Origin of the sequence: Citrobacter sp. wls619, assembly GCF_005281345.1 — a bacterium.
GTDB lineage: Bacteria > Pseudomonadota > Gammaproteobacteria > Enterobacterales > Enterobacteriaceae > Citrobacter.
Window position 1 is genome coordinate 1 of record NZ_SZXJ01000035.1, and the last position, 11,681, is coordinate 11,681.

Annotated in this window: 7 protein-coding genes; 2 read left to right on the top strand and 5 right to left on the bottom strand. The window is 54.2% G+C overall.

The features are described 5' to 3' along the window. Positions 1 to 45: 45 nt before the first annotated feature. Both malQ and malP read right to left on the bottom strand, forming a co-directional pair. On the bottom strand, positions 46 to 2,136 hold the full coding sequence (malQ, locus tag FDX19_RS05620) for a 4-alpha-glucanotransferase (protein WP_137381946.1): 2,091 nt from the start codon (positions 2,134 to 2,136) through the stop codon (positions 46 to 48). A gap of 9 nt (positions 2,137 to 2,145) precedes the next feature. Continuing rightward, complete coding sequence (malP, locus tag FDX19_RS05625; RefSeq protein WP_137381947.1) at positions 2,146 to 4,539, bottom strand: maltodextrin phosphorylase; 2,394 nt, start codon at positions 4,537 to 4,539, stop codon at positions 2,146 to 2,148. A 627-nt stretch (positions 4,540 to 5,166) separates the two neighbouring features. Here malP and malT point away from each other — a divergent pair. After that, positions 5,167 to 7,872, top strand: coding sequence for an HTH-type transcriptional regulator MalT (gene malT / locus FDX19_RS05630; RefSeq protein ID WP_137381948.1), 2,706 nt, complete (start codon positions 5,167 to 5,169; stop codon positions 7,870 to 7,872). Positions 7,873 to 7,913: 41 nt separating this feature from the next. Here the strand turns inward: malT and FDX19_RS05635 are convergent, their stop codons facing one another. The 3 genes from FDX19_RS05635 to glpE all read right to left on the bottom strand — a co-directional run bounded on the left by FDX19_RS05635 (position 7,914) and on the right by glpE (position 9,948). Then, positions 7,914 to 8,672, bottom strand: a complete 759-nt coding sequence (locus FDX19_RS05635) for a DeoR/GlpR family transcriptional regulator (protein ID WP_003023499.1) — start codon at positions 8,670 to 8,672, stop codon at positions 7,914 to 7,916. Between the two features lie 15 nt (positions 8,673 to 8,687). Further along, on the bottom strand, positions 8,688 to 9,518 hold the full coding sequence (glpG, locus tag FDX19_RS05640; RefSeq protein WP_137381949.1) for a rhomboid family intramembrane serine protease GlpG: 831 nt from the start codon (positions 9,516 to 9,518) through the stop codon (positions 8,688 to 8,690). 103 nt (positions 9,519 to 9,621) lie between these two features. Beyond that, complete coding sequence (gene glpE / locus FDX19_RS05645; protein ID WP_005121614.1) at positions 9,622 to 9,948, bottom strand: thiosulfate sulfurtransferase GlpE; 327 nt, start codon at positions 9,946 to 9,948, stop codon at positions 9,622 to 9,624. Positions 9,949 to 10,150: 202 nt separating this feature from the next. Between glpE and glpD the strand changes: the two genes are divergently transcribed. Further along, positions 10,151 to 11,659 (top strand): glycerol-3-phosphate dehydrogenase, encoded by a 1,509-nt coding sequence (gene glpD / locus FDX19_RS05650; RefSeq protein WP_137381950.1) that lies wholly within the window; start codon positions 10,151 to 10,153, stop codon positions 11,657 to 11,659. The last annotated feature ends 22 nt before the right edge of the window (positions 11,660 to 11,681 follow it).

Genomic DNA, 11,681 nt, shown 5'->3' on the forward strand with positions numbered 1-11,681 from the left:
AAACTGTCCAACATTATGGGGTCAGTTCAGAAATCCCCGGCTTTTTTACTTCTTCTTCGCGGCGGCCGCTTTTCGGCGCTTGTCCAAATCCTTGATCAGTTTATTCACGCCCTCATCGGCAAACATCTGCTCCAGCGTGGCGGTAAGCTTACGTCGCCAGTTTTTGTACTGGTCGCTGGTCCCCGGAATGTTGACCGGTTCCGCCATATCCAGCCAGTCTTCCGGCTGCAGGCCCAGCAGTGCACTGTTGCTGTCGGCGATATAACGCTGCATCCCGCGATTGAGGATCGGCGTCATCGACATCAGCGATGCCTTATGCCCGGCACGTTTTGGCAGACAGCCGTACTTGTGCAACGCATCCAGCAGCCCCTGCTTGGCCAGTTCCCGGTCCTGATACAACCCTCGCAGCACAACCTCATCCGGGTACAGCCCCAGCGCTTTACCCAACGTCAGATCGCCGCTGTCCCAATAGCCTTTAAGCGTAGGAAGGTCATGCGTCGCCGCGACTGCCATTGATTGTTCCGGGTACGCTTTTGGCGCGCGGAAATTCTTCTCATGGTCGTTCTCAAAATAGAGCACCTTGTAGGAATAGACGCCGCTATCACGCAGCATGCTGACGATCTCTACCGGCACAGTCCCCAAATCTTCCCCAATCACCATACAGTGATGGCGTTGACTTTCCAGCGCCAGAATGGAGAGCAGGTCATCAACCGGATAATGGACGTAGGCGCCGTGATCGGCTGTTTCTCCGTAGGGGATCCACCACAGGCGCAGCATCGACATCACATGATCGATGCGTAACGCGCCGCAGTTCTGCATATTGGCACGCAGCAGTTCGATAAACGGTTCGTAGGCCCGTGCCGCGATGATGTGCGGATCCATCGGCGGCAGCCCCCAGTTTTGCCCAAGCGGCCCAAGAATATCCGGCGGTGCGCCAACGGAGGCTTTCAGACAATACAGTTCACGGTCACACCAGGTCTCTGACCCACCTTCGGCCACACCAACCGCCAGATCACGATACAACCCAATCGGCATGGCAAAGCCCTGGCTGGTTTCCCAGCAATCCGCAAATTGGGTATACGCCAGCCACTGCAGCCACAGGTAGAAATCCACCTCATCACGATGCTCTGCACAGAACTGTTTGACCTCCGGCGAATCTACCGACTGGAAAGCTTCCGGCCATACCGGCCATCCCCAGCGCAACGCATCCTCTTTCACCTGATGCGCATGCAGCGCATCAAAGGCTGCCTGCCAGTACAGGCTGTCGCCTTCCTGAGTCACAAACTGGCGAAATGCCGCCATCTGCTCATCATCACGAGCGGAGAAGCCTTTCCACGCCATGCGCAGCGCGGTCATCTTCAGTGCGGTAACGGCAGAATAATCAACCCATTCGGCATCCCGCGCACGTTGCAGGGCTTGCTGCGTTGTGGGCTTCAGCCACCAGCTTTGCGCCTCTTTGCTTAGATGAAAATCCTCCACTGCGTTGACGTCGATATAAATGACGTTTAACCAGCGGCGCGAAGACGGACTGTACGGACTGGCGCTCTCCGGGTTCGCCGGATACAACGCATGAATCGGATTAAGACCGATAAACGCCCCACCGCGTTTCGCCACGTCCACCAGCATGGTACGGAGATCGCCAAAGTCGCCAATCCCCCAGTTTTTCTCTGAACGCAGGGTGTAGAGCTGAACGCACGCGCCCCACAGTTTTTGCCCCTCCAGCAGCGCCTGCGGTTCATAACAGCGTTTTGGCGCCACAATGACGCGACAGTGGGTGCGCAGCTCGCCCTGCGTCAATGTTAGCGTGTGATAGCCCTCCGGCAGTTTCGCCGGAAGGTGAAAAGATTTGCCGCCGGTGGCATGCCCTTTGTGCTGTACGCCATCTTCAGTGGTCAGCAGCCAGCTAAACTCCCCGCTACCTTCAACCGCCAGCGGCATTTTCTTACCCGCGGTATACACCATGACATTGGGCACTGGCGTCACCGCCACCTGCGTGGCGGCGGTGGTGCGATGCATGGCGTCAAGCAAACGCCGCTTGGTTTCGGCGCCAATAGACTGCGGTTTACCGTGAGCGTTAATGTAATTGGGGCTGATCCCCGCCGCCAGCGCGGCATTATCCAGACGTTTGCTTTCCATCGCGATTCCTTAGCGTTTCGCCTGCCAGATACGAGCCTGATAATCGCGGATTGAGCGGTCTGAACTGAACATGCCGCAGCGCGCAGTATTCAGGATCGCCGCCCGCGTCCAGGCATCCTGGTCACGGTACAACACATCAACTTGCTTCTGGGCTTCAACGTAGGCCGCGAAGTCCGCCATCACCAGATACGGGTCACCACCCTGCTTGCCAATACTGTGCAGCATCTGGTCAAAAGCATGCTTGTCGCCATCGCTGTATTTACCGCTTTCAAGCTCCTTCAGAATCGCATCCAGCACTTTGTCTTTCTTACGCCATTTCACCGGGTCATAGCCTTTGGCTTTGAGCGCCTTCACCTCTTCCACGGTATGTCCAAAGATAAAGATATTCTCGTCACCCACCTTCTCGGCGATTTCGACGTTAGCGCCATCCAGCGTACCCACCGTTAACGCGCCGTTCAGCGCCAGTTTCATGTTACCGGTGCCAGAGGCCTCTTTGCCCGCGGTCGAGATCTGCTCGGAGATATCCGCCGCCGGGATCAGCATTTCCGCCGCCGAGACGCAGTAATCCGGCAGGAACACGACCTTTAACTTATCGCCAACTTTTGGGTCGTTATTGATGGCTTCCGCTACCTTGTTAATGGCGAAAATGATGTTCTTCGCCAGGTAGTAACCCGGTGCCGCTTTTGCGCCAAACAGGAATACGCGCGGTACGCGATCCGCCTGCGGGTTTTCACGGATTTCTTTGTACAATGCCAGAATATGCAACAGGTTCAGGTGCTGGCGTTTGTACTCATGCAGGCGCTTGATCTGAATATCAAAAATCGCGTTAGTCGTTATCTCAATACCGGTACGCGCTTTAATAAACTTCACCAGCCGCGCTTTGTTCGCCAGCTTGATATCGCGGTACTGCTGACGGAACTTCGCATCGTCGGCGTATTTTTCCAGGTTAATCAGTTGGTCTAAATCGTTGGCCCACTCTTTTTTCAGCGACTTATCCAGCAGCGCGGCCAGCGCTGGGTTGCACTGCTTAATCCAACGACGCGGGGTAATCCCGTTAGTCACATTATGGAATTTGTTCGGCCACAGCTGGTGGTATTCCGGGAACAGATCTTTCACCACCAGATCAGAGTGCAGCGCCGCCACGCCGTTAACCGCAAAGCCGCTGACCACGCACATGTTGGCCATACGTACCTGTTTGTTGTGCACCACCGCCAGTTTCGCCCAGACTTCAGCATCACCCGGCCAGGTTTTATCGACCAGTTTCTTGAAGCGGTCATTAATTTCTTTGATGATTTGCATATGGCGCGGCAGCAGCGTTTTTACCAACTTCTCATCCCAGCACTCAAGCGCTTCGGGCATCAGAGTATGGTTGGTGTAAGCAAACGTCTTGCTGGTGATCGCCCACGCATCGTCCCAGCTCATCTGGTGCTCATCAATCAGCACGCGCAGCAGTTCAGGGATCGCGATGGTCGGGTGAGTATCGTTAAGCTGAATCACTTCGTAATCAGCCAGCTCATGCAGTTTACGTCCCGCCAGATGATGACGGCGCAGAATGTCAGCTACGGAGCAGGCGCACTGGAAGTACTGCTGCATCAGGCGCAGCTTTTTACCCGCGGTGTGGTTATCGTTCGGGTACAGCACTTTCGTCAGTTTTTCAGCGTCGATGCCCTGCTGCTCTGCACGCAGGAAATCGCCGTCATTAAATTTGGTCAGGTTAAACGGGTGCGCGTGGCTGGCCTGCCACAGACGAAGCGGTTGGGCTACGCCGTTACGGTAACCGAGAACCGGCAGATCCCAGGCTTGCCCGGTGATAGTAAACCCTGGCACCCAGTGCCCTTCTTTGGTGACCTTGCCGCCAATCCCAACCTGCACATCCAGCGCCTCGTTGTGACGGAACCACGGATAGCTGCCGCGATGCCAGTCGTCCGGCGCTTCCATCTGTTGCCCATCGGCAAACGACTGACGGAATAAACCGTACTGATAGTTGAGACCGTAACCGGTCGCCGACTGGCCGACTGTCGCCATCGAATCAAGGAAGCAGGCCGCCAGGCGCCCCAATCCACCGTTACCCAACGCCGGATCGATCTCTTCTTCCAGCAGATCGGTCAGGTTGACGTCATGCGCTTTCAGCTCATCGCTCACCGCCTGATACCAGCCGAGATTGAGTAAGTTGTTGCCGGTCAGACGGCCAATCAAAAACTCCATCGAGATGTAGTTAACGTGACGCTGATTTTTTGCCGGTTTTGCCGCAGGCTGGGCGCTGAGTAACTCAGCCAACGCCCCACTCACGGCCTGCCACCACTGGCGCGACGTCATTTCGCGAGCCGACGATAAACCGAAGCGCTGCCACTGACGTGTCAGGGCAGCCTGAAATTGATCTTTGTTGAAGGTTGGCTGTGACATAGGGATTCCAGGTCCTTAGGTAATAAACAACGTTATCGCTAGTTTGCCAGGCTCGTTGTTGACCTTCCTCATCCTGGCAGGGATTAGGCAGGGAGGAGGAGCGGGGATGAGCGTTAAAATGTGATCGCCGCCACTTTAAGAGGGGAGTTATGGCCGATAAATACGCAGGCTCTCCGCATCCCCCCGAAATGCATCGCGGTTTTCGCATTAATCAAAAGAGATTATCCAGACAATATCAAACAGGAAGATGACATTTAGAAAAAATATGTAAACGAAGAAATAGTTTCTAACCTGAAATACATATTTTGCTTGAGATATTTCACATGAAAGTTTTAAGTCGAGCACAAAATTCATCGACTTTTATTCATCGTCACAGTAACCACATAAAAAAAGAGGAATTATTCCACCCCGTAAAAATAACGCTGGATCCAGTCACCATGCCTGTTGCGACTCTTTAAAACAATTATTGCAATAGATGTATAGATTTGTGACATAGTGCAAAATCAGACACACAAAAAGTCCGCTTAGCTTGCAATAAATCCCGTTCTGGCCGACCTTATATCTATTAATTACGAAGCGCAAAAAAAATCGTTTTCCCCCATTTTCACACAGTGAAGTGACTAACTTATGTTGATTCCGTCTAAATTAAGTCGTCCGGTTCGACTCGACCATACGGTGGTTCGTGAGCGCCTGCTGGCTAAACTTTCCGGCGCGAACAATTTCAGGCTTGCCCTGATAACAAGTCCTGCTGGTTATGGAAAAACAACGCTTGTTTCACAATGGGCGGCGGGGAAGAACGAATTAGGCTGGTACTCCCTGGATGAAGGCGATAACCAGCAAGAGCGCTTCGCCAGCTATTTGATTGCGGCAATCCAACAGGCGACTGGTGGGCACTGCACCACCAGCGAAGCCATGGTGCAAAAACGCCAGTATGCCAGCCTGACTTCACTGTTTGCCCAGCTGTTCATTGAACTGGCGGAGTGGCATCGTCCACTCTATCTGGTCGTGGATGATTATCACCTGATCTCCAATCCAGCCATCCACGAAGCAATGCGTTTTTTCCTGCGCCATCAGCCGGAGAATCTGACGTTAGTCGTGCTGTCGCGTAACCTACCGCAACTGGGCATTGCCAACCTGCGCGTACGCGATCAACTGCTGGAAATCGGCAGCCAGCAGCTGGCCTTTAACCACCAGGAAGCCAAACAATTTTTTGACCGCCGCCTGTCCTCCCCGATTGAGGCTGCGGAAAGTAGCCGCATGTGCGATGACGTTGCAGGCTGGGCCACGGCGTTACAGCTGATCGCCCTATCTGCCCGTCAGAACAACCATTCCGCCCACCAGTCGGCACGACGTCTGGCCGGTATCAACGCCAGCCATCTATCCGATTATCTGGTCGATGAAGTCCTGGACAGCGTCGATATCGGAACTCGCCATTTCCTGCTAAAAAGCGCCATCCTGCGCTCGATGAACGATGCGCTGATTGTTCGGGTCACGGGTGAAGAAAACGGCCAAATGCGGCTGGAGGAAATTGAGCGTCAGGGATTATTCCTGCAGCGGATGGATGATGTTGGCGAATGGTTTAGCTATCACCCGCTATTTGGCAGCTTTTTACGCCAGCGTTGCCAGTGGGAGTTAGCTACCGAACTTCCCGAAATACACCGCGCCGCCGCTGAAAGCTGGATGGCGCAAGGTTTTCCGACCGAAGCCATCCACCACGCGCTGGCGGCAGGTGACGCCCATATGCTGCGCGACATTCTGCTGAACCATGCGTGGGGACTGTTTAACCACAGCGAACTGGCATTACTTGAAGAGTCATTGAAAGCTCTGCCGTGGGAAAGCCTGCTGGAAAATCCACGTCTGGTGCTGCTACAGGCCTGGCTGATGCAAAGCCAACACCGCTACAGCGAAGTTAACACCCTGCTGGCTCGCGCAGAGCAGGAAATGAAAGGCGATATGGAACAGACGCTACATGCCGAATTTAACGCTTTGCGTGCGCAGGTAGCGATTAACGACGGCAACCCGGACGAGGCAGAGCGTCTGGCAAAACTGGCGCTGGATGAATTACCGATTGCCTGGTTTTATAGTCGTATCGTTGCCACGTCAGTGCACGGTGAAGTCCTGCACTGTAAAGGCGATCTCACGCGTTCTCTGGCGTTGATGCAGCAAACAGAGCAAATGGCGCGCCATCATGACGTCTGGCATTACGCGCTGTGGAGTCTGATCCAACAAAGCGAAATTTTATTTGCCCAGGGCTTTTTACAGGCCGCCTGGGAGACACAGGAAAAAGCGTTCCAGCTGATTAAAGAGCAGCATCTGGAACAGCTGCCGATGCACGAATTTCTGGTGCGCATCCGCGCGCAACTCCTGTGGGCATGGTCGCGTCTGGATGAATCAGAGGCCTCTGCCCGTAGCGGCATTGAACTGCTTGCAACCTTCCAGCCGCAGCAACAGCTTCAGTGCCTGGCGCTGCTGGTTCAGTGTTCACTGGCGCGGGGCGATCTTGATAACGCTCGCAGCCTGCTTAACCGTCTGGAAAACCTGCTGGGCAACGGCCACTATCACAGCGACTGGATCTCCAACGCCGATAAAGTACGCGTCATTTACTGGCAAATGGTCGGTGACAAAAACTCCGCCGCCAACTGGCTGCGCCACACGCCGAAACCAGAATTCGCTAACAACCACTTCCTGCAAAGCCAGTGGCGTAACATCGCCCGCGCGCAGATCCTGCTGGGTGAGTTTGAACCGGCAGAGATTGTGCTGGAAGAACTCAACGAAAATGCGCGCAACCTGCGCCTGATGAGCGATCTTAACCGTAACCTGCTGCTGCTTAACCAGTTGTACTGGCAGGCGGGGCGTAAAAATGACGCACAGCGGGTGTTGCTCGACGCCCTGCAACTGGCGAACCGCACCGGGTTCATCAGCCACTTTGTGATCGAAGGCGAGGCCATGGCGCAGCAGTTACGCCAGCTGATTCAGCTCAACACATTACCGGAACTTGAGCAGCATCGTGCGCAGCGTATTTTGCGCGAGATTAACCAGCATCACCGCCACAAATTCGCCCACTTTGATGAAGGGTTCGTTGAACGCCTGCTCACCCACCCGGACGTCCCGGAGCTGATCCGTACCAGCCCGCTGACCCAGCGTGAATGGCAGGTTCTCGGTCTGATTTACTCTGGCTACAGCAACGAGCAGATTGCCGGTGAGCTGGCTGTTGCCGCGACGACCATTAAGACGCATATCCGCAACTTGTACCAAAAGCTTGGCGTGGCGCACCGCCAGGATGCGGTGCAACATGCGCAGAAGCTGCTGAAAATGATGGGGTATGGCGTTTAGTTAACGCCTGATACGCTACGCGTATCAGGCCAGGAATTCGCTTAGCACAGCTCTAACTGGATATGATGGTCAGCAATGACCTGCATCACGCCAGCTGGCGGCAGCGTGTCGGTATATACCGCATCCACCATGCTGATACTGCCCATGTTCACCATCGCATTACGACCAAACTTCGAATGATCCACCACCAGCATCACATGACGTGAATTCTCAATAATGGCGCGTTTGGTGCGAACTTCGTGATAATCAAATTCCAGCAGCGAACCATCGCTGTCGATACCGCTTATCCCTAAGATGCCAAAGTCCAGACGGAACTGTGAAATAAAGTCGAGGGTCGCTTCGCCCATAATCCCACCATCGCGGCTTCGCAGTTCGCCACCGGCCAGAATAATGCGGAAGTCCTCTTTGGCCATCAGCGTATTAGCCACATTGAGGTTGTTGGTCACAATGCGCAGGTTGCTGTGATTAAGCAGCGCGTGAGCGACCGCTTCCGGCGTGGTGCCAATGTCGATAAACAGCGTGGAGCCGTTCGGGATCTGCGTGGCAACTTTACGGGCAATACGCTCTTTTTCCGCCGTCTGTGTCGCCTTACGGTCATGCCACGGGGTATTCACAGAGCTGGACGGCAACGCTGCGCCGCCGTGATGGCGCAGAATCATGTTCTGATCGGCCAGATCGTTGAGATCCCGGCGAATCGTTTGTGGGCTGACGGAGAAATGCTCCACCAGCTCTTCGGTGCTGACATATCCCTGTTTTTTTACCAGCTCGATGATCGCGTCATGTCGTTGTGTTTGCTTCATTATTGTTCCCTGAAATTACGTTCGTTTTCGCACATGAATAGTATCGGCAAATGCCATTGCCAGACCGACGGCCAGCCCGGCGATATGCGCGCCGTTCGCCATCGACATGCCGAACAAATCAAACCAGCCGGCAACAATCCACATCAACGCAAAGATAATCAAACCACGCTGCAGGAAAATGCCGCTTTGCGGATCGCGCTCGCCGCGCAACCACACGTAGCCCATCAGGGCGTACACTACGCCAGAAAGTCCACCGAACCATGGGCCGCTAAATTTCTGCTGCACATAGCCGCTCAACAGCGCGCTAATTACGGTAATGACGATCAGTTTTCCGCTGCCGAGTCGTTTTTCAACCGCGCCGCCGAGATACCACCACCACAGCAGGTTGAAGAGAATGTGCATCAGTGAGAAGTGCATAAACGCGTGGGTGAAATAACGCCAGAATTCAAATTTCAGCGTAGAATCAAACGGCCATGCCAGCCAGAGCATCACCGCCTGGTCGCCCAGCACATTCATCGCGATAAACACCAGCACACACGCGGCCATCACCGCCCAGGTCACCGGACCCGCACGTTCGCGCAACGTGGCAAGAAACGGATAGCGTTGATAGCGCAAACCGCTGTCGGTCTGGCCCGACTGCCAGCTTGCCGCCAGATAGCGCGGATCGCCCGGATTCTCCAGAAAACGCGCCAGTTCAGCCCTTACGCGCTCGGCCTGGGACTCATCCGCCAGCCAGACATCCGTTTGCTGATGTTGTTGAATCGTCAGGATAACGCCCTGTGTCGCCATGTAATCAACAAACGCCTGCGCCACGCGGGGGTTAGCAAAAGAGGTAATCATCAACATTGTTGCTGTCGCTTATTCCACACAAAAGAGGACAGTATATAGACCCTGCCTGTTTCAGGCTGCATCTTTGTTATACCCGCCATACTTCAATGAAGGGTATAGCTTACGAACCAAACGTCACTTCTGCCGGAAAATGTCGATGCCAGGCGTCAAAGCCGCCGTCGACGCTGTAAACCGCATCATAACCTTGCTGAAGCAGATACTGCGCCGCACCTTTACTGCTGTTGCCGTGGTAGCACATCACCATCACGGCGGTATCGAAATCATGGTCACGCATAAACGTCCCCAACGTATCGTTCGTCAGATGAAACGCCTGGGGCGCGTGACCCATCGCATAACTTTGCGGATCGCGAATATCCACCAGCACCGCCATTCCGTGCAGTAGTTTCTGATGGGCTTCTTCGACATTGATACATTCAAACTGATCCATGGTGTTCTCTTTTCAAGTTCTACTTATGTTCTGGCAGGTAACCAATATTACCCTCCAGTGTACGTTGCCTGAGCAGGTAAACGCCATAATGTTATATGTATCACTGTAAATTGTTTATCCGATGTTACCAATGGCGCGATTCTTTGCTATTATGCTCGATAACGAACATTAATGAGCTATAACGAAAGTGCGAGAGGCCAGCATGGAAACCAAAGATCTGATTGTGATAGGTGGAGGCATCAACGGTGCCGGTATCGCGGCAGATGCCGCTGGACGCGGTTTATCCGTGCTGATGCTGGAAGCGCAGGATTTAGCCTGTGCGACCTCTTCCGCCAGTTCCAAACTCATCCACGGTGGCCTGCGCTACCTGGAACACTACGAATTCCGTCTGGTTAGCGAAGCGCTGGCCGAACGTGAAGTGCTGTTGAAAATGGCACCGCATATCGCTTTCCCAATGCGCTTTCGCCTGCCTCATCGCCCGCACCTGCGTCCGGCATGGATGATCCGTATTGGTCTGTTTATGTACGATCATCTGGGCAAACGCACCAGTTTGCCGGGTTCGACCGGTTTGCGTTTTGGCGCGGATTCTGTAATGAAACCCGAGATTGTGCGCGGTTTCGAATATTCTGACTGCTGGGTAGACGATGCACGTCTGGTTTTGGCAAACGCCCAAATGGTCGTACGCAAAGGCGGAGAAGTATTAACCCGTACCCGCGCCACCTCCGCTCGTCGCGAAAACGGTCTGTGGGTTGTTGAAGCTGAAGATATCGATACCGGCAAAAAACACACCTGGCAGGCGCGTGGCCTGGTCAACGCCACCGGTCCGTGGGTGAAAGAGTTCTTCGACGACGGTATGCACCTGCCATCGCCGTACGGTATTCGCCTGATCAAAGGCAGCCACATCGTAGTGCCGCGCGTACATACCCAGAAGCAAGCTTATATTCTGCAAAACGAAGATAAACGCATTGTGTTTGTTATCCCATGGATGGACGAATTCTCGATCATCGGGACGACAGACGTTGAATACAAAGGCGATCCGAAAGCGGTGAAAATTGATGAAAGCGAAATCAATTACCTGCTGAAAGTCTACAACGCGCACTTTAAGAAACAGCTGGGCCGTGATGACATCGTCTGGACCTATTCAGGCGTGCGTCCGCTGTGCGATGACGAGTCCGACTCGCCGCAGGCTATCACCCGTGATTACACGCTGGATATCCACGACGAAAATGGCAAAGCGCCGCTGCTGTCGGTCTTTGGCGGTAAGCTGACGACCTACCGTAAGCTGGCTGAACACGCGATGGAAAAACTGTCGTCTTACTATCAGGGCATTGGGCCAGCATGGACCAAAGAGTGCATCCTGCCAGGCGGCGATATTGGTGGCGACCGTGAGGATTACGCGGCAAAACTGCGCCGTCGCTATCCGTTCCTGACCGAGTCACTGGCGCGCCATTATTCACGTACCTATGGCAGCAACACGGAATGGATCATCGGCGAAGCGACTTCGGTTGCCGAGTTGGGCGAAGATTTTGGCCATGAATTCTATGAAGCCGAGCTGAAATACCTGGTCGAGCACGAGTGGGTTCGCCGTGCAGAAGATGCACTGTGGCGTCGTACGAAAGAAGGGATGTGGCTGAATGCCGAACAGCAGTCGCGTATGACCCAGTGGCTGACAGAGTACGTTGAGAAACACCAGCTGTCTCTGGCCTCCTGATAAAAATGCCGGATGGCGGCTA

What these genes read in the sequence shown, in the direction of transcription:
- glpD (WP_137381950.1), top strand. Translation starts at nt 10,151, where the DNA reads ATGGAAACCAAAGATCTGATTGTGATAGGTGGAGGCATCAACGGTGCC.
- glpE (WP_005121614.1), bottom strand. Translation starts at nt 9,948, where the DNA reads ATGGATCAGTTTGAATGTATCAATGTCGAAGAAGCCCATCAGAAACTA.
- FDX19_RS05635 (WP_003023499.1), bottom strand. Translation starts at nt 8,672, where the DNA reads ATGAAGCAAACACAACGACATGACGCGATCATCGAGCTGGTAAAAAAA.
- malP (WP_137381947.1), bottom strand. Translation starts at nt 4,539, where the DNA reads ATGTCACAGCCAACCTTCAACAAAGATCAATTTCAGGCTGCCCTGACA.
- glpG (WP_137381949.1), bottom strand. Translation starts at nt 9,518, where the DNA reads ATGTTGATGATTACCTCTTTTGCTAACCCCCGCGTGGCGCAGGCGTTT.
- malQ (WP_137381946.1), bottom strand. Translation starts at nt 2,136, where the DNA reads ATGGAAAGCAAACGTCTGGATAATGCCGCGCTGGCGGCGGGGATCAGC.
- malT (WP_137381948.1), top strand. Translation starts at nt 5,167, where the DNA reads ATGTTGATTCCGTCTAAATTAAGTCGTCCGGTTCGACTCGACCATACG.